The organism is Lysobacter sp. N42 (assembly GCF_004344885.1).
This window is the reverse complement of sequence record NZ_SKFB01000009.1, coordinates 85,667-109,496: the sequence shown is the minus strand read 5'-3', so window position 1 is coordinate 109,496 and position 23,830 is coordinate 85,667. Positions and strand designations below refer to the sequence as shown.

23 protein-coding genes and 1 tRNA gene are annotated in these 23,830 nt (G+C 70.4%); 16 read left to right on the top strand and 8 right to left on the bottom strand.

The features are described from left to right. Positions 1-8: 8 nt before the first annotated feature. Positions 9-93 (top strand) — tRNA-Leu (locus tag EYQ95_RS14910). Positions 94-318: 225 nt separating this feature from the next. Here EYQ95_RS14910 and EYQ95_RS14905 read toward each other — a convergent pair. Beyond that, entirely contained in the window at positions 319-1,935 is a 1,617-nt protein-coding gene (locus EYQ95_RS14905) for an MASE1 domain-containing protein (protein WP_132328007.1), read from the bottom strand. A gap of 75 nt (positions 1,936-2,010) precedes the next feature. Between EYQ95_RS14905 and EYQ95_RS14900 the strand changes: the two genes are divergently transcribed. After that, complete coding sequence (locus EYQ95_RS14900) at positions 2,011-2,631, top strand: response regulator transcription factor (RefSeq protein WP_132328006.1); 621 nt, start codon at positions 2,011-2,013, stop codon at positions 2,629-2,631. A gap of 142 nt (positions 2,632-2,773) precedes the next feature. Here the strand turns inward: EYQ95_RS14900 and EYQ95_RS14895 are convergent, their stop codons facing one another. Next, complete coding sequence (locus EYQ95_RS14895; RefSeq protein ID WP_165924746.1) at positions 2,774-4,513, bottom strand: diguanylate cyclase; 1,740 nt, start codon at positions 4,511-4,513, stop codon at positions 2,774-2,776. A gap of 250 nt (positions 4,514-4,763) precedes the next feature. On the opposite strand from EYQ95_RS14895, the gene EYQ95_RS14890 reads away from it, so the two are divergent. Next, complete coding sequence (locus EYQ95_RS14890) at positions 4,764-4,943, top strand: hypothetical protein (protein WP_132328004.1); 180 nt, start codon at positions 4,764-4,766, stop codon at positions 4,941-4,943. Between the two features lie 63 nt (positions 4,944-5,006). Here EYQ95_RS14890 and EYQ95_RS14885 read toward each other — a convergent pair whose 3' ends face one another. Next, complete coding sequence (locus EYQ95_RS14885; protein ID WP_132328003.1) at positions 5,007-5,624, bottom strand: RES family NAD+ phosphorylase; 618 nt, start codon at positions 5,622-5,624, stop codon at positions 5,007-5,009. Positions 5,625-5,718: 94 nt separating this feature from the next. On the opposite strand from EYQ95_RS14885, the gene EYQ95_RS14880 reads away from it, so the two are divergent. From EYQ95_RS14880 to EYQ95_RS14865, 4 genes are all read left to right on the top strand, one after another. Beyond that, complete coding sequence (locus EYQ95_RS14880) at positions 5,719-6,768, top strand: magnesium transporter CorA family protein (protein ID WP_165924745.1); 1,050 nt, start codon at positions 5,719-5,721, stop codon at positions 6,766-6,768. 21 nt (positions 6,769-6,789) lie between these two features. Continuing rightward, on the top strand, positions 6,790-9,231 hold the full coding sequence (gene rnr, locus EYQ95_RS14875) for a ribonuclease R (RefSeq protein ID WP_132328001.1): 2,442 nt from the start codon (positions 6,790-6,792) through the stop codon (positions 9,229-9,231). A gap of 282 nt (positions 9,232-9,513) precedes the next feature. Further along, positions 9,514-10,275: a 23S rRNA (guanosine(2251)-2'-O)-methyltransferase RlmB gene (rlmB, locus tag EYQ95_RS14870; RefSeq protein WP_132328000.1), complete on the top strand. Its 762-nt coding sequence runs from the start codon at positions 9,514-9,516 to the stop codon at positions 10,273-10,275. Next, positions 10,272-10,538, top strand: a complete 267-nt coding sequence (locus EYQ95_RS14865; RefSeq protein WP_132327999.1) for a hypothetical protein — start codon at positions 10,272-10,274, stop codon at positions 10,536-10,538. Before rlmB ends, EYQ95_RS14865 begins: the two co-directional genes overlap by 4 nt. A gap of 160 nt (positions 10,539-10,698) precedes the next feature. Here the strand turns inward: EYQ95_RS14865 and EYQ95_RS14860 are convergent, their stop codons facing one another. From EYQ95_RS14860 to cysS, 3 genes are read right to left on the bottom strand one after another with little or no spacing between them, the layout of a single operon-like run. After that, a complete protein-coding gene (locus EYQ95_RS14860; protein ID WP_256432831.1) occupies positions 10,699-11,946 on the bottom strand; it encodes an MFS transporter in 1,248 nt (415 codons plus the stop codon). Further along, positions 11,943-12,380, bottom strand: coding sequence for a SufE family protein (locus EYQ95_RS14855; RefSeq protein WP_132327998.1), 438 nt, complete (start codon positions 12,378-12,380; stop codon positions 11,943-11,945). The genes EYQ95_RS14860 and EYQ95_RS14855 overlap by 4 nt, the downstream gene beginning before the upstream one ends. Positions 12,381-12,402: 22 nt before the next feature. Then, positions 12,403-13,770 (bottom strand): cysteine--tRNA ligase, encoded by a 1,368-nt coding sequence (gene cysS / locus EYQ95_RS14850; protein ID WP_132327997.1) that lies wholly within the window; start codon positions 13,768-13,770, stop codon positions 12,403-12,405. 138 nt (positions 13,771-13,908) lie between these two features. Here cysS and EYQ95_RS14845 point away from each other — a divergent pair, with 138 nt between their 5' ends. The 9 genes from EYQ95_RS14845 to EYQ95_RS14810 all read left to right on the top strand — a co-directional run bounded on the left by EYQ95_RS14845 (position 13,909) and on the right by EYQ95_RS14810 (position 22,094). Continuing rightward, positions 13,909-14,325: a hypothetical protein gene (locus EYQ95_RS14845; RefSeq protein WP_370451258.1), complete on the top strand. Its 417-nt coding sequence runs from the start codon at positions 13,909-13,911 to the stop codon at positions 14,323-14,325. Positions 14,326-14,359: 34 nt separating this feature from the next. Next, complete coding sequence (locus tag EYQ95_RS26385; RefSeq protein ID WP_165924744.1) at positions 14,360-14,497, top strand: hypothetical protein; 138 nt, start codon at positions 14,360-14,362, stop codon at positions 14,495-14,497. An 88-nt stretch (positions 14,498-14,585) separates the two neighbouring features. Beyond that, on the top strand, positions 14,586-15,596 hold the full coding sequence (locus tag EYQ95_RS14840; RefSeq protein ID WP_132327996.1) for an N-acetylornithine carbamoyltransferase: 1,011 nt from the start codon (positions 14,586-14,588) through the stop codon (positions 15,594-15,596). Positions 15,597-15,621: 25 nt separating this feature from the next. Continuing rightward, on the top strand, positions 15,622-16,839 hold the full coding sequence (locus EYQ95_RS14835; protein ID WP_132327995.1) for an argininosuccinate synthase: 1,218 nt from the start codon (positions 15,622-15,624) through the stop codon (positions 16,837-16,839). Next, positions 16,832-17,923, top strand: coding sequence for an acetylornithine deacetylase (locus EYQ95_RS14830; RefSeq protein WP_132327994.1), 1,092 nt, complete (start codon positions 16,832-16,834; stop codon positions 17,921-17,923). Before EYQ95_RS14835 ends, EYQ95_RS14830 begins: the two co-directional genes overlap by 8 nt. Continuing rightward, positions 17,920-19,254: an acetylglutamate kinase gene (locus EYQ95_RS14825; RefSeq protein ID WP_132327993.1), complete on the top strand. Its 1,335-nt coding sequence runs from the start codon at positions 17,920-17,922 to the stop codon at positions 19,252-19,254. Before EYQ95_RS14830 ends, EYQ95_RS14825 begins: the two co-directional genes overlap by 4 nt. Beyond that, a complete protein-coding gene (locus EYQ95_RS14820; RefSeq protein WP_132327992.1) occupies positions 19,244-19,840 on the top strand; it encodes a GNAT family N-acetyltransferase in 597 nt (198 codons plus the stop codon). The genes EYQ95_RS14825 and EYQ95_RS14820 overlap by 11 nt, the downstream gene beginning before the upstream one ends. Beyond that, positions 19,837-20,805: an N-acetyl-gamma-glutamyl-phosphate reductase gene (gene argC / locus EYQ95_RS14815; RefSeq protein WP_132327991.1), complete on the top strand. Its 969-nt coding sequence runs from the start codon at positions 19,837-19,839 to the stop codon at positions 20,803-20,805. Before EYQ95_RS14820 ends, argC begins: the two co-directional genes overlap by 4 nt. Next, complete coding sequence (locus EYQ95_RS14810) at positions 20,802-22,094, top strand: lyase family protein (RefSeq protein ID WP_132327990.1); 1,293 nt, start codon at positions 20,802-20,804, stop codon at positions 22,092-22,094. Before argC ends, EYQ95_RS14810 begins: the two co-directional genes overlap by 4 nt. Here EYQ95_RS14810 and pgaD read toward each other — a convergent pair. Beyond that, complete coding sequence (gene pgaD, locus EYQ95_RS14805; RefSeq protein WP_132327989.1) at positions 22,091-22,573, bottom strand: poly-beta-1,6-N-acetyl-D-glucosamine biosynthesis protein PgaD; 483 nt, start codon at positions 22,571-22,573, stop codon at positions 22,091-22,093. The two genes, EYQ95_RS14810 and pgaD, sit on opposite strands and share 4 nt — an antisense overlap. Then, positions 22,570-23,829 (bottom strand): poly-beta-1,6-N-acetyl-D-glucosamine synthase, encoded by a 1,260-nt coding sequence (pgaC, locus tag EYQ95_RS14800; RefSeq protein ID WP_132327988.1) that lies wholly within the window; start codon positions 23,827-23,829, stop codon positions 22,570-22,572. Before pgaC ends, pgaD begins: the two co-directional genes overlap by 4 nt. Position 23,830 lies beyond the last annotated feature (1 nt).

Sequence of the window (23,830 nt, the reverse complement as noted above, 5' to 3'; positions counted from 1 at the left end):
CCGGCCGGGCCCAGGTGGCGGAATTGGTAGACGCACTAGTTTCAGGTACTAGCGGGTAAAACCGTGGAGGTTCGAGTCCTCTCCTGGGCACCACTATTTGGCCGATGGCCTGTCTCGACCCTCGCGGTCGAGCGATGAGAAAGCCCGCCCAACGGCGGGCTTTTTTCATTGCTGCCGGCGTTCCCCGGCATCTCCGGCGACATCGCTGGCATGCACCGCGGCGGCTGACCTGTATTTGCGGCCTATGAAGCCGGCATACCCGGTTCCTCGCACCGTCGTTGCGTGGCGCTGCTGCGTGCAGCGCCCCGGCGGCTCCGCTCAGTCCATCATCGTCGAGCCAAGGATCGCCAGGAACAGGGCCGCTCCGTCCACCGAAGCGGTACGGTCCGTATGCCCGTTAGCTGTGCCACGCACCGCCGAGTCGCCCGGGCCGGGCAGGGGCAGCGCGAGCATGAGCCGGTGCCGCGGCTGGCCGAAGCCCGGGTCGAACCGGTAGTACGCGCCGAGTGCGTGCGCGCGGTCGCGGATGCCCTGCAGGCCCAGCCCGCCGTTGCCGCCATTGGCCACCACGATCTGGCCCGCGTCGTCGCAGATCGAAAGATCGAGCTTGCGGCTGTCGCCGTCGTCCCATGCGCGAAGGTTGATCCGGATGCGCCCGCCGCACCCGTGGCGCACGCCATTGGTCACGGCCTCCTGGCAGATGCGGTAGATCGCGGTGGCCACGTGCAGCGGCAGCTCGTCGATGGGGCCGTCGAGCTGGCAGCCGTAGTCCACGTCCGCGTCGCGGGCGATCTCCGCCAGCGGGCCGTCGGAGAGCGCCCGGCTCAGGCCGAACTGCTCCAGGGCGATGGGGTGCAGGTGGCGGATGACGCTGCGCAGGTGCCCGTGGGCGGTGGTGACCATGCGCTGCAGGAGCTGGAACTCCTGGCGCGTGGCATCGTCCATGGCATTGCGTTCGGCGATGCGAAGGCGCGTGGCGAGCGCGGTCATGTCCTGGCCCACCTCGTCGTGCAGCTCGAGCCCCAGCTGGCGGCTCTCGGTTTCGCGCTGGGTGGCGATGCGGGTAGCCACGTCGCGCAGCGCCTGGGTCTTGAGCCGCAGCTCGTCGATGTTCGCGAGCAGCCGCTCGCGCTGGCGGTGCATGGCGTCGCGACGCGCCCCGAGCAGCAGCGCGGCCGTGCCCGTGATCGCGAGCGTCCGCTGCACGTCTTCGGGTTTCCATGGCGCGATGTCCACCGACACGAACGCCAGCGTCACCAGCGCCAGCGCGACCACGGCCGGCCGCCGGCCGCCCAGCGCCCCGATGGCGAGCAGCGGTACCGCGACGGGAACCCAGTCGAAGCGCTCCGGGAATGCGATGGCCGGCATCAGGGTGACGGCCAGGCCGGCGAGGGGAGCGAGCACGAGGCCGTGCAGGAGGTAGTCGCGCACGCGTCCCGGCGCTTTCCGGTGTTCGGCGGCAAGTACCAGCAGGGGTGCCAAGGCGATGACGCCGGCATAGTCGCCCAGTGCGAACCGAAGCAGCACGTCGAGTGGATCGGCCAGCGCTTCACGGTCGAGCCATTGCAGGCCTGTGAGGAGCAGCCCGTTGCCTATGCCACCCAGCAGGCCGGCAACCACGGTGAAGGGTACCCAGTAGGACGTGCCTTCCAGCTCGCGCTGCGCGGCCAGGCGCTTCACCTCGCGTACCGCGGCGGCGTAGACGAGCCATGGCATGAAGATGCCGACCAGCTTGGTGGCCAGCGACGTGTGCACATCGGTCGTGGCGGCAATGGCCAGGGTGGCGGACCATTCGGCGGCCGCCAGCGCCGGCCAGTAGCGTGAAGGGGTGAGCCACAGCGCGGCCACGCGCAGGCCGGCGGGGAAGAACCCGTCGGTCGTGGAGGCCATGAAGAGGGCGATCCACGCGAACGGATACGCTATGACCGTCGCCACCGTCGCAGCCGGGACTCGACGGGCGCGTGCGAGAAGCGCTCCAATACCACCGCGTCCTGCTGGAGCTACCACGGCATGCAGCCCCTGAAGATCGTACTGGTCGACGACCACCCCATCGTGCGCGCGGGTTTCCGGCAACTGCTGGACATGCAGCCCGGCTGGCAGGCGGTCGAGCTGGGTTCGGCGGCCGAGCTCGCCGCGCAGATGCGCAGCGAGTCACCGGACGTGCTCGTGCTGGACCTGTCGCTGGCGGATGCCGACGGCCTGGTGCTGCTGCGCCACGTGCTCACCGTGCGCCCCTCACTGCCGGTCATCGTGCTGTCCATGCACGACAGCGCCCTGTACGTGCAGGACGCGATCGCCGCGGGGGCGCGGGGCTACGTCACCAAGCGCTCCGGCCCGGACGAGATCGTCGACGCCGTGCATGCGGTGCTGGCCGGCCGGCAGTACCTCAGCCGCGACCTGCGCGCCATCTCGATGCGAAGCAGTACCGACAGCCCTGCGCCCGAACTCACCGCGCGCGAATCGCAGGTCTGGCTGCTGATCGCTCGCGGGCACTCGGTGGCGCGCGTGGCGAAGACGATGGGCGTAAGCCCCAAGACGGTGTACGCGCATCGCAGCAGCATCTACGGCAAGCTCGGCGTGTCCACGGACCACGAGCTTCGCCAGCTGGCGGCGCGTCGCGGGCTGGTGTAGCCGGGGTCGGACGGTAGGGCAGGACATGGGCTCGCCGGGCGGGGAGGGCGCGGCGGCCGCACAGGCCGCCGGCCGATATCGTGGCCGCAGCGGCGTCCGCGCGCCTCGGAACAAGTCCTAGCAGCCGTACGCGCGCCGCACTTCAGGCGCAGCGGTCTAGAGCGCAAGCTTGCCCGACGCGGTCGCGTCCGCCGCGCTTGGCCGAGTACATCGCCCTGTCGGCGGCGCCCAGCAGCGCTTCGTAGTCGTAGCCCGATCGCTGGTTGCAGGCCACGCCCACGCTCGCGGTCACCTGCAGGTGGCACCCGCCCGCGAAGGCATCGATCGCACGCACGCTCACGCGCAGCCGCTCGGCAACCTCGACGGCCTGCCCACCCGACACCCCCCGCATGATCACCGCGAACTCCTCGCCGCCCATGCGGCCGACAAGGGAGCCCGGTGGGCAGGCGGACTGACAGGCCTGCGCGATGTTCCGAAGCACCCAGTCGCCGACGGCATGGCCGCACTGGTCGTTGATCTGCTTGAAGTGGTCCACGTCCAGCAGCAGGACCGACACCGGGCACTTGCGTCGCGCGCAGTCGAGGATGATCGCCGTGGCCTCGGCAGCGAAATGGCCTCGCGTCGCGACCCCGCTGAGCGTGTCGGTCTGGCTCAGGCGGCGCAGCGTGTGGTGGGTGCGTCGGTACTGCCAGGCCCAGTACGCCACGATCACCACGAGCAGGCCCAGCAGCACCACGGCCATGCGCAGGCTCCGGCCGCGCTCGACGGAGATCCGCTGCTGGAGCACCAGTGCGCGGTTGCGTTGCTGCAGCGCCTCGGCCTGTTGCTCGCGCCGCAGGGCGTCGAGGCGCGACATCTGGAACGCGTACTCGCGCGCCTTGACCTCGTCCAGCCGCGCCCGCTCGGCCTCGTGGTAGGCACGGTAATGCTCGAGCGCGGCATGGTGGTCGCCGCTGCGCTCGGCGATCTGGTACAGCACCCGGTGCGCCGTGACGAAGGGCGCCCAGTGCGGCTCCTGCCGCCCCACTCTCAGGACTTCCTTCGCCGCTTTCATCGCGGCGGACGTGTTGCCCAGCGCCAGCTGGCTCTCCGCCAGCGTGGCATGGAGCTCGCCCGTAAGGCGGGTGTAGGCCGCTTCGTTCGCCGCGGGCAGGGTGTCGAGGATGCGCCGGACGGCCGCGCGCTGGCGACCGGAGGCGGCAAGGAAGCGCGCCTCGCTGCTGTACACCAGGCTGCGCAGCAACGTTTCGCCCGCACGTTCGCAGGCTGCTGCGGCGCGGGCGAAATCCTCGGTCACGCCCTGTCGCAGCTCGACAAGGGCACGCGCGCGGTTCTCATGCGCGAAACAGGCTACCCGTAGCGGCGGATTCTGCGCGAGCACGCGGCTGGCATAACGCAATGCGAGCTCGGGCTGCCCGAACTGCGTATAGAGCGCGGCCGCGACCACGTCGCCGTGCAGGCGCAACTCGGGCGTCCTGGTTTGTCCCGCCAGTGCGAAAGCGAACGACAGATAGCGCAGCCCGGTCACGTGGTCACGCGTGATCGCGGTCGTGTTCGCCACCAGCAGGGCGGCACGGTAGCGGATGTCGGGATCGCGTCCGTCCTTGTAGAGCCGCTGCGAGCTGCGGAGGGCGTCGGCGTACCGGCCGTCCAGCACGGCCTGGTAGGCCAGCAGGTAGTCGAGCAGGTCGCGTTCGTTTGCCGTGGCCTGCCCACGCAGGCGACCCGCCCGTGACAGCAGGACGTCGAACTCCTGCCGGTCCGCGCTGCGCACCGCATCGGCACGCGCGAGCAGCTCGCCTGCAGGGCTTGCGTGCACGGCGCTGACGAGCGATGACAGCAGCACCGCGCCCGTGCACAGTGCGGAAAGCAATCTACCCAACACCCTCTCCCCCGGAGGACCCCCGGTGCGCACCAGGCCACCTGCCGCAGAGTATGACGGCAGGCGCACGCGGATGGAGTTCTTCACACGCCCGTCACGTAAGAAGGGTGATGGCCCGTTCATTCACGGCTTCGCAGGTCCGGCCGCTTGGGCGGCAAGCGTGTCCCGCCGGCTGCAGTAATGAGCGCATTGTCGGCGCTTTCACCGCCGGTGCGCGAGATTCGGGGCACATCCCCGAGGATCGAGCGTCATGACCAAGCGAGAACTCATCGAGCCCACCCCCGGTGACAAGCGCTATGTCCGCCGCGACGAAAAGGGTCGCTTCAAGGAAGTTGACGACGTCGGTCGTTCGCTTTCGCAGGACCGCAAGCGCCACGCCAAGAACGACGCAGGTCCCGGGCAGGGCGACCGCGGCGACCGCAAGCACTGAGCACGGGGCGGTCGCATTGAAAAACCCGCGGGATTCCGCGGGTTTTTCGTGTCCGGATGCGCTTCAGCGGCCGATGCGCCGAAGCCGTTCGTCCAGCCGCATCGTATGCAGTTCGACGTGCTGCAGGAGGGGGGCGTCCACGTGCGCGGGATTGATGAGCACGTTGCAGGCCCCGTCGCAGAGCGCGCTGGGAACCTGCAGGCCCAGCGACCGGTGCGAGCGCACCCAGTCGTCGCCGATCGCCTGCACGTCCGGGCGGTACGGACGCTCGCGCCACTGCGCCGGGTAGGAGGTGAGTTCGGTGATGCGGTCTTTCGGAATGTGCGCCGAGGCGATGTGGATCTCGGCCGGCGGCGCGGACTCGCAGTGCGCCAGGAACTCGAGCAGTGCGGTGGCCGCCGTGGTGGAGGCATAGACCGCCGGTGCGTCCTGGCTGGTCCAGCGGCCCGCGCCCTGCGCGGCGCCCGCGCCGAAGGGCTTGTCGCGCTGGTCGTCGCCGACCACGCGGTAGATGGTGACCGTCGATTCGGCGGCACGCGCGGCGTGGTCGACCGTGGCCGCGGTGGGGGCCGCGGTGGAGCCGGACATGAAGCTCGGCGGATCGCTGGCGGGGAAGGTTTCCTTGACGGCTTCGTCGATGTCCTTTTCGGACGTGGGCGTGGGCATGTCGGGATTGTGCATGGGCGGCTCTCGTAATCGCGGCTGCCGCGCAGCCGTCACGGCCGCTAGTCATATCAGCGCGAATGCTAAGGATTCGAGAAGCCGGGACGCCCGCATGACGACCCAGGATCACGACCAACGCGAACCGCAGGACGGCTCCGCGGGCCTCGCCTCCCAGCCTCGACTGCGCGTGCTGCTGTTCGAGCGCGACCGCGACGCGCGCGAGCTGCCCGGCTCGGAACTCGAGCGCTGGGCCGAGCCTTCCGACGAGCAACTGGTATGGGTGGACGTGGTGGCCCCCGACACGCCGCCCGAAGCGCTCGGCGTGCTCGGCGTCGACATCCCGGCTTTGCAGCCCGAGCATGGTGGTGCGGTCGGCCTGCTGCTGGAAGGACGCTGGCGCCACCTCTACGTGTGCGCGATCAACTGGCGTCCCACCCGGGCGCCGGTGGCGATTCCGCTGTCGATCGCGCTGGCGCGCAATATCGTCGTCACCGTGCGGCGCAGCCCGGTCGATTTCATCGACGAGGTGCTCGACAACGAGGCCGACCACCTGCGCGTCGGGCAGCTGGAGTCGACGGTATTCGCGATGGCGCTGCTCGACCGCATGCTGACCGACTATCTGGACGCCCGCGATGCCTTCGAAAGCGCGCTCGACCATCTGGAACTGTTGATCCTGAAGCAGCCGCGCCCCTCGCACCTGGCCGAGCTGCAGCGGCTGCGGCACCTGGCTTCACAGCTGCGCCGTCACCTGGCCGCACAGCGCGACCTGTTCGATGCGCTGGCGCGTCCGGACTTCGAACCGGGCCAGTCGCACGACGCGGCGCGCGCCTGCCGCGTGATCAGCAGCCGCTACTCGCGTGTGATGCAGTCCATCGAGGCCGGTCGCGAACTGGTCAACGGGAGCTTCGACCTCTACACCTCGCGTGCGGCCGAGAGCACCAACCAGGCCATGCACACCCTCACGGTGGTGACCGTGGCGATGGGGCTGGCCGCGACCATCGCCGGCGTGCTCGGAATGAACTTCGAGGCGGCGGTGTTCGAGTCGGGCACGCGCGGCTTCGTCGCGGCCCTCGTGGGCATCGGCCTGATCGTCCTCGGGGCCGTCGCCTGGGCAGCCGGGCGCATCATTCGTGCGGGCCGCCGGCGCACGTCGCCTTCATGAACGTGTGAGACGATCCCGTTCATGAAGAAGAAGACAACCAGACGAAGCGGTTCCGCCGCAGGCGCCGGCGGCGGCAAGCGCGGCCCCGGCCCCGGCGCGACCCCGGGCCGTGGCTCTGCACCCAAGGCGCGCAAGGACGCGACCGCGCGCCGCGCCGGCCCCTCGACCAAGCGCCCGCCGTGGATGCCCGAGGCGCCAGCGCCGCAACGCGTGGGGCGCGGCCGGCCGGCATCGGACCCCTACGCCGGCCGTGAAGCCGCGCGCTACGAAAACCCCATCGCCTCGCGCGAGATGATCCTGGCCCTGCTCGCCAGCGCCGATGGCCCGCTGCCGATGGAGGTGATCGCCGAGCAGCTGGGCATCGACGACGGCGAGCGTTTCGAGGCCCTGGGCTTCCGCCTGCGGGCGATGATCCGCGACGGCCAGCTGCTGCAGAACCGCAAGGGCGGGTTCGTGCCCGCGCAGGCGGTCGACCTCATCCCCGGCGTGGTCATCGCCAACCCGGACGGGTTCGGCTTCCTCAAGCCCGACCCCGGGCACGGCGACGACCTGTTCCTGCCGCCGTTCGAGATGCGCAAGGTCATGCACGGCGACCGCGTGCTGGCCAACGTCACCGGCATCGACCGCCGCGGTCGCCGCGAGGGCGGCATCGTCGAGATCCTCGAGCGACGCCTCACGCGCCTGATCGGCCGCTTCGACGTGCGCGCCGGCATCGGCTTCGTGATTCCCGACGACCGCCGCATCCAGCAGGACATCCTCATCCCGCCCGATGCGCGCGGCGAGGCGCAGGACGGCCAGCTGGTGGTGGCCGAGATCACCGAGATGCCCGACGGCAAGCATTCGCCGATCGGCCGCATCCTGACCGTGCTGGGCGACCGCCTGACCGCATCGCTTGCGGTGCAGGCGGCCATCCACGGCCACGACATCCCGCACGAGTTCCCGCAGCCCGTGCTCGAGCAGGCCGCAGTGATCCCGCTGCATGTGGACGAGGAAACCGCCCTCGGTCGCGTCGACCTGCGCGCCCTGCCGCTGGTCACCATCGACGGCGAGGACGCCAAGGACTTCGACGACGCGGTCTATGCCGAGCCCAATCGCGACGGGTTCCGGCTGGTGGTGGCGATCGCGGACGTCTCGCACTACGTGCGGGTGGGCACGCCGCTGGACGAGGAAGCCTCGCGGCGCGCCACCTCGGTGTATTTCCCGGGCTTCGTGGTGCCGATGCTGCCCGAGACCCTGTCGAACGGCATCTGCTCGCTCAAGCCGAAGGTCGACCGCCTGTGCTTCGTCTGCGACATGCAGGTCGACCGCAAGGGCGTGGTCACGTCCTCGCGCTTCTACGAGGCCGTCATGCACTCGCATGCGCGCCTGACCTACACGCAGGTGTGGAACGCGATCGGTGACGACGTGACCGACGAGGCGCGCGCGGACGCCCGCGAGCGCATCGGCTCGCTCATGCCGCACGTGGAGAACCTGTACGACCTGTTCCACGTACTGCTGCGCGCCCGCGAGAAGCGCGGCGCGATCGAATTCGAATCCGGCGAGGTGCGCTTCGTGCTCGGCCCGCAGGGCGAGGTGGTTCAGGCCGGCATGCTCCAGCGCAACGACGCGCACAAGCTGATCGAGGAGTGCATGATCGCCGCCAACGTGGAGGCGGCGAAGTTCCTCATCGAGCGTGACATCCCGGCGCCGTACCGCATCCACGAGCGCCCGCCCGAACAGAAGTACGAGGACCTGCTGGAGTTCCTGAAGGAATTCGGGCTTTCGCTGCCGGCCTGGGCCAAGGTGCGGCCGAAGGACTTCACCGGCCTGCTGCGCAGAATCCGCGACCGCCCCGATGCGGCGCTGCTGGAATCGGTGCTGCTTCGCAGCCAGTCGCTGGCGGTCTATGCGCCTTCGAACGTGGGGCATTTCGGCCTGGCGCTGGATGCCTATGCGCACTTCACCTCGCCGATCCGCCGCTATGCGGACCTTCTCGTGCACCGCGCGATCAAGCACGCACTGAGCGGCGCGAAGCCGGAGAAGTTCCGCTACTCGCCCAGTGCGATGGCGCAGCTGGCGCTGGAATGCTCGGAACGCTCGCGTCGGGCCGACGAGGCCCAGCGCGAGGTCGACGAGCGCTACCGTGCGGCCTGGATGGAGCAGCACGTGGGCGGCCAGTTCGAGGGCGTCATCAGCGGCGTGACCAGCTTCGGGCTCTTCGTCGAACTGGACGGGTCCATGGTCAACGGCCTGGTCCACGTGACGCAGTTGCCCAACGACTTCTACCACTTCGACCCGATCCGCAAGACCCTCACGGGCGAGCGCCGCGGCCGCGAGTACCGGCTCGGCGACCGCGTGGGCATCGTGGTCCTCAAGGCCAGCGTGGAGGATCGGCGCATCGATTTCCGTCTGGTCGAGGAGGACGGGGTGAAACCGCTGCCGCCGCGCGGGAAGCCGGCCAAGCGGGTGAAGCAGCCGTACTGACGGGGTCCGTAGCCCTGGTCCTCGCATAGGCGCGAGAGCCGGGTCGCGGGCTATACGGTGGTTCGTGCGGCCTCGCATGTCGCGCGCCGGGTCGCGTGGCGGGCATGCCGCATGGCATGTCGCCGGCGTCGACCCCGGCCAGTGCGGCGCACGCGGGTCACGCGCTTGGCGCGTGTCGGTCGGCTCGGGTGGGCTGCGCTTGCCCGGGCTGCGGGCGTCTGTGGCGGAAGAACTGCGCCTGCGCCGGGTGCGCCCGCGGGGCCGGCGCGTCACAATGCCCGGATGAGCAAGCAGAACCAGTGGATCGCCGGCATCAATGCCGTCTCGGCCGCGTTGCAGAACGACGCGGAGCACGTACGCGAGGTGCTGCTGGAGGCGGGGTCGAAGAATCCGCGCATCCAGGAGATCGAGTCGCAGGCGCGGCGGCTGGACATTCCCGTGCGCCGGGTGGCCCAGCAGGCCCTGGACGGCGTGGCCGGCGGCCTGCGCCACCAGGGCGCGGTCGCGCGTTACGTCGCGGCACGCACGTGGTCGGAGAACGAACTGCAGGGGCTGGTCGAGGCGGCCGAAGGGCGTGCGCTCGTGCTGGTGCTCGACGGCGTGCAGGATCCGCACAACCTCGGCGCCTGCCTGCGCAGCGCCGCCGCCTCGGGCGTAACGGCGGTGGTCATCCCGAAGGACCGCTCGGTGCAGGTGAACGCGACCGTTCGCAAGACCTCCGCCGGCGCGGCCGGCGCCGTGCCGGTGGTTCCGGTGACCAACCTCTCGCGCGCCATGCGCGAGCTGCAGCAGATGGGCGTGTGGCTGTACGGGCTCGCCGGCGAGGCACGGGCCTCGCTCTACGACGTCGACCTGCGCGGCAACGTGGGCCTGGTGCTCGGCGGCGAGGGCGAAGGCCTTCGCCGGCTCACGCGCGAGACCTGCGATGGCCTGGTGGCGATCCCCATGCCGGGTGCGGCCGCCACCGGCGTCGAGAGCCTCAACGTGTCGGTCGCCGCGGGCATCACGCTGTTCGAAGCGGTGCGCCAGCGGGTGTCGGGATGAACCTCGAGTGGTACGACCTGGTCGGGCTCGCCGGCACGCTGGCCATCCTGCTCGCCTTCCTGCTGCTGCAGGCCGGGCGCCTGGCCGGCGACAGCCTGCGCTACCAGCTGCTCAATCTCTTCGGTGCGGCCGGCGTGCTGGTTTCGCTGTGGGGCAGCTTCAACCTCTCGGTGTTCCTGCTCGAGCTGGCCTGGGTCATGGTCAGCCTATACGGCATCGCCCGCTCGCTGCGCGCGCGGCGGGATCGCGCAGGACGAGGCTGACAATACCGGCGACGCGTCGGCGGTGCGGCTGTCGACGATGCAGCTGCTTGGTCGACGATGAACACCCGGCAGCGCCGGCCAGTGACCGGAACGAAGGAAATGCGTCGCGGCTGACGCCGCGCGCTGAGGGGATGCGTCATCGGGCGACCGGCCTTTCGCCTCACCGGAGCTCCCGCAGGTCCAGCCGCCGCAACTTCGGCGCCTTGATCACGGTGGCGCCCACCACGCCCAGGGTCATCAGCCCACCGAACACGACCGACGGCACGAGGCCGAGCAGCCGCGCCATCGAGCCGGACCAGAACGCACCCAGCTCGTTGGACGAGCCGATGAAGATGCCATTGATGGACGACACCCGCCCGCGCATCTCGTCGGGCGTGGCGAGCTGCAGGATGGTGGAGCGCAGAACCACCGAGACACCGTCGAACATGCCCGACAGCAGCAGCATCAGCGCCGACAGCCATAGCACCTGCGAGAGCGCGAAGCCGATCATGCACAGGCCGAAGCCGGCGACCGCCGCCAGCAGCACGGGCCCGGCATGGCGCTCGAGGGGATGCCGCGCGAGCCACAGGCCGACGGCTACCGAACCCAGCGCCGGCGCGGCGCGCAGGATGCCCAGCGCCTCCGGGCCTTCATGCAGCACGTCGGCGATGAAGGCCGGCGCCAGCGAGATCGCGCCGCCGAACAGCACCGCGAACATGTCCAGCGCCAGCGCGGCCAGCAGGATCTGATGGCCGAAGACGAACCGTGCGCCTTCGGCGATGCTCGCGAACACGGGCCCGCGTTGCAGGGTGGGAGCAGGCTCGGTGACGCGGACCGAGCCTACGAAAGCCGCGGCGCCCAGCGCGCAGAGCGCCGCGATGCCGTAGGCCATGCGCACGTCGCCGAGCCCCACCAGGACGCCGCCGATGGCCGGCCCCACGACCAGGCCCGACTGGAACACGATGCTGGCGATGCCCGCACCGCGCGTGTACTGCGCGCGCACCAGGACCCGGCCGAACAGCGCGTTGTAGACCGGCCCCAGGAAGGCGCGTACGCCGCCGGTGAGTGCGATCGCCGCGTAGACGGGCCAGACGTTGCGCGCGGCGCCGTCCAGGGAGGTGACGAGCGCCAGCACCAGCGCGGTGGCCGCCAGCCCCAGGCAGGCGGCGATGCCGAGCTTGCGGCGGGGCAGGTGGTCGACCAGGTAGCCGGCGAAGGGCGCGACGCAGAAGTAGGGAATGACCTCCGCCAGCCCGATCAGCCCCAGCTTCAGCGGATCGCGCGTGAGCTGGTAGACCTGCCAGCCCACCGCCACGGCCACGATCTGGTAGGAGAGGATCGTCAGGATGCGGTAGCCCATCAGCGCGGCGAAGCCCGGCACGCGCAGCGGATGGGCCGGCGGCGTCTCCGGGGCGTCGGCCGCGCTCACGCCGCCTGCTGCGCCCTTTCGCGGATGAAGGCCAGCAGCGCGCTCAGGCCGTTGCTGCGCGTGGGCGACAGGTGCCGCGACAGGCCGATGTCGGCCACGAACGTGGGCTCGGTGGCGAGGATCTCGGCGGCCGCGCGCCCGGAATAGACGCGAAGCGCGAGATAGATCAGGCCGGAGACGATCGCCGAGTCACTGGCGGCGGTGAAGTCCAGCCGTCCCGCATCGCCCTCGCAGACGATCCATACCTTGGACTGGCAGCCCAGCAGCCGGTTTTCCTCGGTGCGCAGCGCATCGTCCAGGGGCGGCAGGCGACGGCCCAGGTCGATGAGGTACTGGTAGCGCTCGGCCCAGTCCGAGAAGAACGCGAACTCGTCGCGGATCGCGGCCTGCGCCTCGGCGGCCGTGGGTTCGAGCGGAAAATGGCGGTCGGTCACGTCGATGCGGTTCGGTGCGGGGTCAGGCGCGGCGCCAACGTACGCCGGCCGGGGTGTCTTCCAGGAGAATGCCTTCGGCCGCGAGCTGGTCGCGGATGGCATCGGCGCGGGCGAAGTCGCGTGCTTTCTTGGCGGCGCTGCGCTCGTCGACCAACGACTGGATGCGCGCGTCATCGTCGCCCGAGGCGCCGCGCGCGAACCAGTCCGCCGGTGACTGCTGCAGCAGGCCGAGGGCCAGCCCCGCGCCCAGCAGGTCGGACTTCAGCCGCGAGCGGTCGGCGTCGCCCGTGGCCTTGCGCGCCTCGGCGGCGATGCGCGCGAGCTCGGCCAGGACCTGCGGCGTGCCCAGGTCGTCGTCGAGCATGGCCTCGACCGCCTCGGGGATGCGCGCCTCGGCCGGCACGTCGGCGAGGTCGCGCAGCGTGCCGTAGAGCCGGTCCAGGGTGCGCACGCTCTGCTCGATCAGCGCATCCGACCATTCCAGCGGCTGGCGGTAATGCGCCGACAGCAGGGCATAGCGCAGCGCCTCCGGCGGATGCGCGCGCACCAGGTCGTGCACCTTCTCGATGTTGCCCAGCGACTTGCTCATCTTCGCGCCGCCGAAGTTGAGCATGCCGTTGTGCAGCCAGAAGCGCGCGAAGGGCTTGCCGCCGTGGGCGCATTCGCTCTGCGCAATCTCGTTCTCGTGGTGCGGGAACTGCAGGTCCACGCCGCCGGCATGGATGTCGATGGTTTCGCCCAGGTGCGCTTCCGCCATCGCCGAGCATTCGATGTGCCAGCCCGGGCGGCCGCGGCCCCAGGGCGAGTCCCAGCCGGGCAGGTCGTCGCCTGAGGGCTTCCACAGCACGAAATCGCCGGGGTCGCGCTTGTACGGGGCCACCTCGACGCGCGCGCCGGCGAGCATCTCGTCGCGGTCCCGGCGCGAGAGCTTGCCGTAGCCGTCGAAGCTGGCGACCGAGAACAGCACGTGGCCCTCGGCGGCGTAGGCGTGGCCCGAGGCGATCAGCCGCTGGATCATCGCGATCATGTGCGGGATGTGGCCGGTGGCGGTGGGCTCGATGTCGGGCAGGCGCACGCCCAGCGCACCCATGTCGTCGCGGTAGGCCTGGGCGAAGCGGTCGGTGATCGCCGAGATCGGCACCTGCTGCTCGCGGGCGGCGGCGTTGATCTTGTCGTCGACGTCGGTGATGTTGCGCGCGTAGGCCACCGTGCCGTAGCGGCGCCGCAGCAGGTCCGCGAGCACGCCGAACACCACCGGCCCGCGCGCATTGCCGATGTGCACGTAGTTGTAGACCGTCGGCCCGCAGACGTACATGGTCGGGCGCGCTGGATCCAGCGGCTCGAAGGCTTCGACGCGGCGGGTGAGGCTGTTGTAGAGCTGCAGGGACATGGCGGGCCCTCGGGTCAGCCGCGCATTGTAGGCCGCCCGGCGTTCCCGCCGCCGCGGGGCGGGTGACAGGGGAGGTTCAGCGCGCGCCACCCCGGGGCGAATACACTGCCGCGGTCCGCACCGGCCGGAGTTCCCGACTTGCGCTTTGCCCTGCAGCTGCCCGTCCTCGTCCTGCTGCTCGCCGGCACGGCCGCCGCGCAGACGACGGTCGTCCAGCGCGAGAACGTGCGCTACGAGTACGCCAAGGTGCTGCGGGTGACGCCCGTCTACCAGACGCTCACCGCCACCAGCGTGGAGACGCGCTGCACGGGCATGACCGCCGAGGAGCGGTCGCGGATCCGCCGGGTGGTCGGGGCCGTTCGCGGCGCCTTCAACCGCGACGATGCGCCCGCGGCGCGCCGCAACTGCCGCAGCGTGCCGGTGGAGCGCGAGTTCCGCCGCCCGATCGCCTACGACGTCGACTACACCTACCGCGGCTCCAAGTACCGCTCGCGCCTGGCCGAGGACCCCGGCCACCTGCTGCGCATCCGCATTTCCGTGATGCCGGCCCCCTGAGCGGCGCTTGCGGGGCCCGCCCCCGCATGCGAGCATGCGCGACTCGATGAACGCCTTCTACGCCGACGCCGACGTGCTCACCTCCGCCTGGATGGCGGCGGGCATGACCTCGCGCGCGCGCCGACGCTCCACCGACAACCGGCTGGGCTTCGTCGAGCTTTCCCTGTCCTGAGCGTCGTTCGCTGACAGGATCCTTCCGAACCCAGCCCCGCGCTGGGTTCGTGCGTTTACGGGCCCGGCATTTCTTCCCGGAGTCCGACATGAAGCATTTTCTCAACACCCAGGACTGGTCCCGCGCCGAGCTCGACGCGCTGCTGGCCGACGCGGCGCGCTTCAAGCGCGAGCGCTTTGGCGACCAGCTGCGCGGCAAGTCGATCGCCCTGGTCTTCTTCAACCCGTCCATGCGCACGCGCACGAGCTTCGAACTGGGCGCGTTCCAGCTGGGCGGCCATGCCATCGTGCTGCAGCCGGGCAAGGACGCCTGGCCCATCGAGTTCGACCTCGGCGCGGTGATGGACGGCGAGGCGGAGGAGCACATCGCCGAGGTCGCGCGCGTGCTGGCCCGCTACGTGGACCTGATCGGCGTGCGCGCATTCCCGAAGTTCGTGGACTGGTCGGTGGATCGCGAGGATCGCGTGCTCAAGGCCTTCGCCAAGTACTCGACCGTGCCGGTGATCAACATGGAGACGATCACGCACCCCTGCCAGGAGCTTGCCCACGCGCTGGCCCTGCAGGAGCACTTCGGCACCACCGACCTGCGCGGCAGGAAGTACGTGCTCACCTGGACCTACCACCCCAAGCCGCTCAACACCGCCGTCGCGAACTCCGCGCTGACCATCGCCACGCGGCTGGGCATGGACGTGACGCTGCTGTGCCCGACGCCCGAGTACGTGCTCGACGAGCGCTACATGGGCTGGGCCGAGCAGAACGTCGCCGAGAGCGGCGGTTCGCTCACCGTGAGCCACGACATCGACAGCGCCTACGCCGGCGCCGACGTCGTCTATGCCAAGAGCTGGGGCGCGCTGCCCTACTTCGGCAACTGGGCGCCCGAGAAGCCGATCCGCGACCAGTACAGGCACTTCATCGTCGACGAGCGGAAGATGGCGTTGACCAACAACGGCGTGTTCAGCCACTGCCTGCCGCTGCGCCGCAACGTCAAGGCCACGGACGCCGTGATGGACTCGCCCGCCTGCATTGCCATCGACGAGGCCGAGAACCGCCTGCACGTGCAGAAAGCGGTAATGGCCGCGCTCATCGGCCAGCGCGCCTGATTTCGATTCGACTCCGGAACCCGCCATGTCACCCAACGAATCCCGCGACATCGTCCTCGCCTTCTCCGGCGGCCTCGACACCAGCTTCTGCGTGCCCTACCTGAAGGAACGCGGCTGGACCGTGCACACCGTGTTCGCCGATACCGGCGGCGTCGACGCGGAGGAGCGCGCCTACATCGAGCAGCGCGCCGCCGAGCTGGGCGTGGCCAGCCACGTCACGGTGGACGGCGGCCCGGCGATCTGGGCCGGCTTCGTCAGGCCCTTCGTGCACGCCGGCGAGGCCTACCAGGGCCAGTATCCCTTGCTGGTATCCGACCGCTACCTGATCGTGGACGCCGCGCTGCAGCGTTGCCGCGAGCTGGGCACGAACGCCATCGCGCATGGCTGCACCGGCATGGGCAACGACCAGGTGCGTTTCGACCTTGCGGTGAAGGCCAGCGGCGACTACCGCATCGTGGCGCCCATCCGCGAGATCCAGAAGGAGCACACGCAGACGCGCGCCTACGAGCAGGCCTATCTGGAAGAGCGCGGCTTCGGCGTGCGCGCCAAGCAGCAGAGCTACACCATCAACGAGAACCTGCTGGGCGTGACGCTGTCGGGCGGCGAGATCGACCGCTGGGAAGCGCCCGGCGAAGGCGCGCGCGGCTGGTGCGCGCCGCGCGAGGAATGGCCGGCGGCACCGCTGCGCATCGCGATCCGCTTCGTACAGGGCGAGGCGGTAGCCCTCGATGGCGAAGCGATGGAAGGCCATCGCATCCTCGCCGCGCTCAACGCGAAGCTCGCGCCCTACGGGGTGGGCCGCGGCATGTACACCGGCGACACCACCATCGGTCTCAAGGGGCGCATCGTGTACGAGGCACCGGGCCTGACCGGCCTGCTCGTCGCGCATCGTGCGCTGGAGGAGGCGGTGCTCACCAAGCAGCAGAACCGGTTCAAGCCCGAGGTGGCGCGCAAGTGGGTGGAGCTCGTGTACGAGGGCTTCTTCCACGACCCGCTCAAGACCGACCTGGAAGCGTTCCTGGCCTCGTCGCAGCGCATGGTCGACGGCGAAGTGGTGCTGGAAACGCGCGGCGGGCGGGTCGACGCGGTCGCGGTGACGTCCAGGCACCTGCTGCATTCGAAGGGCGCGACCTACGCGCAATCGGCGGACTGGGGCGTGGAGGAAGCCGAGGGCTTCATCAAGCTGTTCGGCATGAGCAGCACGCTCTGGGCCCAGGTGAACGGAGCCGGCGGCGATGCGTGAGGCGGTGCTGGCGCATCTCGAGGCCCTGGTCGGCTTCGACACGCGCAATCCGCCACGTGCCATCGGCACCGGCGGCATCTTCGACTACCTGCGCGAACACCTGCCGGGCTTCCGCATCGAGGTGACCGACCACGGCGCCGGCGCGGTGTCGATGCTAGCCGTGCGCGGCGAACCCGCGCGGGTCTTCAACGTGCACCTGGACACGGTGCCGTCGTCGGAGGCGTGGACGGCGGACCCGCTGCGCCTGCGCATCGAAGGCGACCGGGCCATCGGGCTCGGCGCCTGCGACATCAAGGGTGCGGCCGCCGGGCTCGTCGCGGCGGCGGCGGTGACCTCGGGCGACGCGGCGTTCCTGTTCAGCACGGACGAGGAAGCCAACGATGCGCGCTGCATCCGTGCCTTCCTTGCCGGTGACCACGGCTTCCGGGAGGCCATCGTGGCCGAGCCGACGCATTGCGAGGCGGTGCTCGCGCATCGTGGCATCAGCTCGGCGCTGGTGCGCTTTCGCGGGCAGGCCGGCCACGCTTCGGTCGCCGACGCATTGGAGGCCAGCGCCGTGCACCGCGCCATGCGCTGGGGCGCGGCGGCGCTCGACCTCGTGCAGGGCGAGGCGCACCAGCGGTTCGGCGGCCTGACCGGCCTGCGCTTCAACATCGGCACGATGGCCGGCGGCATCAAGGGCAACGTGATCGCGCCCAGCGCCGAGCTGCGCTTCAACTTCCGCCCGCTGCCCTCCATGTCGACCGACGGGTTGCATGCGCGCCTGCAGGCGCTGGCGGACGACGGCGCCATCGACTCCTACACCGAAACCTTCCGCGGGCCGGCGCTGCCCGCCGGTGGGCTGGACGGCGCCGAGCGCGCGCGCCTGGCCGCACGTGACCTGGCCGACGCGCTGGATCTGCCCATCGGCAACGCCGTGGACTTCTGGACGGAGGCCTCGCTGTTCTCCGAGGCGGGGCTGACCACGTTCGTCTACGGCCCCGGCGACATCGCGCAGGCGCACACGGCGGACGAATGGGTGGAAATCGCCCAGCTCGAGCGCTACGCCGGATCCGTCGCGCGCATCCTGGGAGCCGCGGCATGACCCCGGTGCACGACATCCAGACCCGCCAGACCATCGTGCGCCTGCTCTCGAGCATGGGCAGCGCGAAGGAGATCGACCAGTACCTGCGGCGTTTCGCGCAGCTCGATGCCGAGCGTTTCGCGGTGGTGAAGGTGGGCGGCGCGGTGCTGCGCGACGATCTCGATGCGCTGGCCTCGTCACTGGCCTTCCTGCAGGACGTCGGCCTCACGCCCATCGTCATCCATGGCGCGGGGCCGCAGCTCGACGCGCAGCTCGCCGCGGCCGGCATCGAGAAGCAGACGGTCGACGGCCTGCGCGTCACCTCGCCGGAAACGCTGGCCATCGTGCGCCGCGTCTTCCATGCCGAGAACCTGCGCCTGGCCGAGGCGCTGCAGGAAGCCGGCGCGCGTTCCACGTCCATCGTCTCGGGGGTTTTCGAGGCCGAGTACATCGACCGCGAGAGGCTGGGCCTGGTGGGTCGCGTGCAGCGCGTGGAGCTTGCGCCCATCCACGCCAGCCTGCGCGTGGGTTCGATCCCGGTCATCGCCAGTCTTGGCGAAACGGCGACCGGCCAGATCGTCAACATCAATGCCGATTTCGCGGCCAATGAACTGGTGCGCGCGCTGCAGCCCTACAAGATCGTTTTCCTCACCGGCACCGGCGGGCTGCTGGACGGCCAGGGGCAGGTCATCGATTCGATCAACCTGTCCACCGAGTACGAGCAGCTCATGCGCCAGCCCTGGCTCACGGGCGGGATGCGGCTGAAGATCGAGCAGATCCGCGAACTGCTGGACGCGCTGCCGCATTCATCGTCGGTGTCGATCACCCGGCCGGCCGAACTCGCCAAGGAGCTGTTCACGCACAAGGGCTCGGGCACCCTGGTGCGGCGCGGCGAGCGCGTGCTCACGGCCTCGTCCTGGAACGAACTGGACACGGCGCGCCTGCGCGACCTGATCGAATCGGCCTTCGGCCGCCGCCTGCTGCCCGACTACTTCGAACGCACGCGACTGCACCGCGCCTACGTCAGCGAGAACTACCGCGCCGCGATGATCGTGACGCTCGAGGACGGCGTGCCCTACCTCGACAAGTTCGCCGTGCTCGACGAGGCGCAGGGCGAGGGCCTCGGACGCGCGGTCTGGCAGGTGATGCGCGACCAGACGCCGACGCTGTTCTGGCGCTCGCGCCACGGCAACCCGGTCAATCCCTTCTACTTCGCGCAGGCCGACGGCTCGATCCGCCGCACGCACTGGCAGGTGTTCTGGTACGGGCTCGATTCCATGCAGGCGATCGAGAAGGCCGTTGCGCACTGCGACGCGCATCCACCCACGCTGGAGGCCGGCCATGGCGGCTGATCCCTGGCGCATGCCACCGACCCTCGCGGGGCGGCATGTCACGTTGCTGCCGCTGCGCACCGACCACGCCCGCGCGCTCGCGCAGGCGGCGGCGGACGGCGAGCTGTGGCGTCTGGCCTATACGGGCGTGCCCGACGCCGACGGGGCGGAGGCCTACGTCGCGCGCGCGCTGCAGATGCAGGCGGCCGGCGAGGCGCTGCCGTTCGCGGTCGTGGACCGCGGCGGCAGCGTCGTAGGTTCCACGCGCTACTACCAACTCGACAGCGCGGTCCCGCGCCTGAGCATCGGCTACACCTGGTACGCCGCGCGTGCACAGCGCACGGCGCTCAACACCGAGGCCAAGCGGCTCCTGCTCGGACAGGCCTTCGACGTGATGCAGTGCGAGGCGGTGGCCTTCGAGACCAGCCATCGCAACCTGCGCTCGCAGGCGGCCATCGAGCGGCTCGGCGCACGCCGCGACGGCGTGCTGCGCGCACACATGCGCCATCGCGACGGTTCCCTGCGCGACACCGTCGCCTATTCCATCCTGCGCTCGGAATGGCCGTCCGTTCGCGACGGGCTCGACGCACGCCTGGAGGCCGCATGAGCGCCGGACGCATTCCCGTCGGCATCGTCGGCGCGCGGGGCTACGTGGGCGAGGAGCTGATGCGCCTGCTCGCGGCGCATCCGCGCTTCCACCTGGCATGGGTGGCGTCGCGCGAGCGCGCCGGGCAGCCGGTGGCGGACCACGTTCCCGGCATGCCGGCCGACCTGCACTACGTGGCCTCGACGCCCGACGGGCTGCCGCTGCTGGATGGCGGGGCCGTGGTCCTGGCACTGCCGAATGGACGCGCGGCCGAGTACGTGGCTGCGATCGAACGGGAGGCGCCGTCGACCGTGCTGGTCGACCTTTCGGCCGACTACCGCTTCGACCCCGCATGGCATTACGGCCTGCCCGAGCTCAGCGGACGCGGCCCGCGCGCGCGTCGCATCAGCAACCCGGGCTGCTATGCCACCGCGATGCAGCTGTCGATCGCGCCGATGCTCGACCGGCTCGAGGGCGCCGTGCAGTGCTTCGGCGTCTCGGGCTACTCGGGTGCGGGAACGTCGCCGTCGCCGAAGAACGACCCCGTGCTGCTGCGCGACAACCTCATGCCCTATGCGCTAACCGGCCACGTTCACGAGCGCGAGGTCGCGCGGCAGCTCGGCCATCCGGTCGAGTTCATGCCGCACGTCGCGCCGCATTTCCGCGGCCTGACGGTCACCTCGAACCTGCACCTGTCGGCGCCGGCCACGCTGGACGAAGTGCGGGCGCGCTACGGGGCACGGTACGACGGGGAGCCGCTGGTGCGCGTGGTCGAGGACGCTCCGTGGGTGAGCCGCATCGCCGGCCGGCACCACGCCGACGTCGGCGGCTTCGCGCTGTCGGCCGACGGCCGTCGCCTGGTCGTCGTCGCCACGCTGGACAACCTCCTCAAGGGCGCGGCCACGCAGGCGCTGCAGAACCTCAACCTCGCCTTCGGTATCGACGAGACCGCGGGCATTCCGCATGCGGCAGGAGATGGTGCATGAGTACGCTGCTCTGGCAGAAGGACGGCGTCGAGATCGACGCGCGAATCCAGCGATTCCTCGCCGGCGACGACGTGGTGCTCGACCGCGAATTCCTGCGCTACGACATCCGCGCCAGCCGCGAGCACGCGCGCGGACTCGCGGCCATCGGGATCCTGTCCGCGGAGGAGTTCGCGCGCATCGACGGGGTGCTGTCGAGGCTGGACGGCGACGTCGAGGCCGGGCGGTTCGTCCTGGACGAGCGCTACGAGGACGGGCACTCGGCGATCGAGGCCGTGCTGATCGAGGAACTCGGCGACACCGGGCGCCGCATCCATACCGGGCGCAGCCGCAACGACCAGGTGCTCGTGGCCACGCGCCTGTGGCTGCTGGACCGGCTCGACGCGCTGCGCGCGCTCTGCGTCGACTGCGCGCGCGTGGCCCTCGACCGCGCGGCGGACGAGATGCTGCAGCCCATGCCGGGCTATACCCACCTGCAGCGCGCGGTGGTGTCGTCCACCGGCGCGTGGTGGGCGGCATGGGCGGAGGCCTTCGTCGACAACGCCTGGCGGGCGCGCCAGACGCGCGAGTGGATCGACGCCGATCCACTGGGCACGGCGGCCGGCTACGGCATCAACCTGCCGCTGCCGCGCGAGGCGACCGGCCGCGCACTGGGTTTCGGCCGCATGCAGGCCAGCCCCGGCTATGCGCAGCTGTCGCGCGGCAAGTTCGAGATGGCGGCGCTCGAGGCCGTGGGCGCGGCCCTACTGGACGTGCGCCGTCTCGCCTGGGACCTCAGCCTGTTCACCACCAGCGAGTTCGGTTTCGTGCGGATGCCGGCGCGCTACGTCACCGGCAGCTCGATCATGCCGAACAAGCGCAACCCCGACGCCATCGAACTGTTGCGCGCCTCGTACGCACCGGTAGCCGCCGCGCGGGCGGAGATCGAGCAGGTGCTGTCGTTGCCCAGCGGCTACCACCGCGACCTGCAGTTCACCAAGGGCCCGGTGGTGCGGGGGATCGAGCATGGCCTGGCCGCGCTCGCCCTGCTGCCCGAGCTGCTGCGCAGCCTCGAATGGCGCGTCGAAGCACTGGACGCCGCGCTCGAGCCGTCGATGTACGCCACCGACCTCGCCATCGACCTGGCCCGCCAGGGCATTCCCTTCCGCGAGGCCTACGTGCAGGCCGCGGACCCCGCGCGCTGGGCGGCCGGCGATGCGGTGGGCAGCCTGCGCGCCCGGGTGTCTCCGGGAGCACCGGGCGCGCCCGCGCTGGACGCGGTGCGCGCGCGGCTCGACGCGATCGCGTCCTAGAGCAGCCCGGACATCGGCGTATGGCGATGCACGCCGGTGGGCCGTGCATCGTCGCCCATGGCCAGCGTGATCGACTTCGCGCGGACCAGTTCCTGCGACACGTGAACGGGCGTGCCCAGCGAGCGTGCGATGTCCTCGGCGCCCACGTTCACGGCGGGCGCGCGGCGATCGCGCCCGGAGAACTTGTGCCGGTTGTACTCGGCCCAGCCGATCAGCACGACGGTGGCGACCACCGCCAAGGTGAACAGGATCCCGAAGGTGTCCTGGTCGAACTCGTAGTTGCGCACGAACAGCTCCACGTAGCTGGTGCGCACGCCCAGCATCCAGGCGATCACCGTGATCACCGGGAGCCACAGCCAGGCGTAGACCACCCAGGCCAGCAGCGTGATCACGCCCTGCACGGTGCGGACGCGGCCCGGGGCCGGCTCGCGCGGATGGGTGATGTAGGGGTCCTGCGCGGGGGAGGCGGTGGCGTTCATCGGTAACCTCGGTCGGGGCTGGTCCACGTTGCGATGCGGTGCTGCTTGCGGCGGCTGAACACCACCTTGGGAACGGCGACGATCGTCGTGAACAGGCTGAGCAGCCAGTACGCGATCGGATACCAGATGATCCAGAAGTAGTTGCGCCCGATGCCGCGCTCGTAGCGCCGGTCGATGAGCATGCTCACGGCGAACTGCAGCATGCAGGTGATGCCGAGCACCACGCCGTGCCAGCGGGGGATCAGGCCGCTGGTCTCCAGCTCGGCCGGCATGTCGATGAGGTAGCCCAGCAGCCACAGCACGATGATGGCGAGCATCACGTACGACCAGGCCACGCTTAAGACGTACTCAAGCATCACGCCCCACATGCGTCGCGACGCCCAGCTGCGCATCGAGCCCGCGTGGCGCAGCAGCACCTCCACGCCGCCCTTGGCCCAGCGCAGGCGCTGGTTCCATAGGCCCTTGAAGGTTTCGGGCATCAGGATGTAGGCCAGCGCGTTGGGCTCGTAGCGGATGTCCCAGTGGTCGAGCTGCAGCCGCCAGCTGACGTCGATGTCCTCGGTGACCATGTCGTCGGACCAGTAGCCGACGCGATGCAGGGCGGTCTTGCGGAAGGCCGCGACCACGCCCGAGACGGTGAACAGCCGCCCGTAGCTGCGCTGGGCGCGCTTGATCATGCCGATGATCGAGGAGAACTCGCCCACCTGCAGGCGGCCGAGCAGGGTGGAGCGGTTGCGGATGCGCGGGTTGCCGGTCACCGCGCCCACGCGCGGGCCGCTGGTGAGGTGCCAGACCAGCCACTGGGTGGCGTCGGGATGGAGCAGCGCGTCGCCATCGATGCAGACCAGATATTCGCCACGCGCGGCGATGGTGCCCATGCGCAGCGCGTTGGCCTTGCCCATGTTGCGGTCCAGGTGGATCACGCGGAGCATGGGATAGCGCCCGGCCAGCGCATCGAGGCGGGCCGCCGTGTCGTCCGTGCTGCCGTCGTTGATGGCGACGATCTCGAAGTTGGGATAGCGCTGCGCGGCGAGTGCCACGATGGTGTCGTCGACGTTCGCGCCCTCATTGTGGCAGGGAACGAGGATCGACGCCATCGGGTAGCTCTCCATGGCCGGTGGCTGGTCGGGGCGCGGCCCGCGGCGTTCGCGACGGACGTAGTAGTAGATTCCGCCCGCCATCCAGAACAGCGACATCACGATCGGGTAGTAGAACGCGAAGTCGAAGAACAGGCCGAGGAGGTCGATTCTGGGCATC

Excerpts from the sequence above, each read along its gene's own strand:
- EYQ95_RS14810 (WP_132327990.1), top strand. The coding sequence starts at position 20,802 with ATGAGTACGCTGCTCTGGCAGAAGGACGGCGTCGAGATCGACGCGCGA.
- EYQ95_RS14830 (WP_132327994.1), top strand. The coding sequence starts at position 16,832 with ATGCGTGAGGCGGTGCTGGCGCATCTCGAGGCCCTGGTCGGCTTCGAC.
- rlmB (WP_132328000.1), top strand. The coding sequence starts at position 9,514 with ATGAGCAAGCAGAACCAGTGGATCGCCGGCATCAATGCCGTCTCGGCC.
- EYQ95_RS14880 (WP_165924745.1), top strand. The coding sequence starts at position 5,719 with ATGACGACCCAGGATCACGACCAACGCGAACCGCAGGACGGCTCCGCG.
- EYQ95_RS14885 (WP_132328003.1), bottom strand. The coding sequence starts at position 5,624 with ATGCACAATCCCGACATGCCCACGCCCACGTCCGAAAAGGACATCGAC.
- EYQ95_RS14825 (WP_132327993.1), top strand. The coding sequence starts at position 17,920 with ATGACCCCGGTGCACGACATCCAGACCCGCCAGACCATCGTGCGCCTG.
- cysS (WP_132327997.1), bottom strand. The coding sequence starts at position 13,770 with ATGTCCCTGCAGCTCTACAACAGCCTCACCCGCCGCGTCGAAGCCTTC.
- pgaC (WP_132327988.1), bottom strand. The coding sequence starts at position 23,829 with ATGCCCAGAATCGACCTCCTCGGCCTGTTCTTCGACTTCGCGTTCTAC.
- EYQ95_RS14835 (WP_132327995.1), top strand. The coding sequence starts at position 15,622 with ATGTCACCCAACGAATCCCGCGACATCGTCCTCGCCTTCTCCGGCGGC.
- argC (WP_132327991.1), top strand. The coding sequence starts at position 19,837 with ATGAGCGCCGGACGCATTCCCGTCGGCATCGTCGGCGCGCGGGGCTAC.
- EYQ95_RS14840 (WP_132327996.1), top strand. The coding sequence starts at position 14,586 with ATGAAGCATTTTCTCAACACCCAGGACTGGTCCCGCGCCGAGCTCGAC.
- pgaD (WP_132327989.1), bottom strand. The coding sequence starts at position 22,573 with ATGAACGCCACCGCCTCCCCCGCGCAGGACCCCTACATCACCCATCCG.
- EYQ95_RS14865 (WP_132327999.1), top strand. The coding sequence starts at position 10,272 with ATGAACCTCGAGTGGTACGACCTGGTCGGGCTCGCCGGCACGCTGGCC.
- EYQ95_RS14890 (WP_132328004.1), top strand. The coding sequence starts at position 4,764 with ATGACCAAGCGAGAACTCATCGAGCCCACCCCCGGTGACAAGCGCTAT.
- EYQ95_RS14820 (WP_132327992.1), top strand. The coding sequence starts at position 19,244 with ATGGCGGCTGATCCCTGGCGCATGCCACCGACCCTCGCGGGGCGGCAT.
- rnr (WP_132328001.1), top strand. The coding sequence starts at position 6,790 with ATGAAGAAGAAGACAACCAGACGAAGCGGTTCCGCCGCAGGCGCCGGC.
- EYQ95_RS14900 (WP_132328006.1), top strand. The coding sequence starts at position 2,011 with ATGCAGCCCCTGAAGATCGTACTGGTCGACGACCACCCCATCGTGCGC.
- EYQ95_RS26385 (WP_165924744.1), top strand. The coding sequence starts at position 14,360 with ATGCGCGACTCGATGAACGCCTTCTACGCCGACGCCGACGTGCTCACC.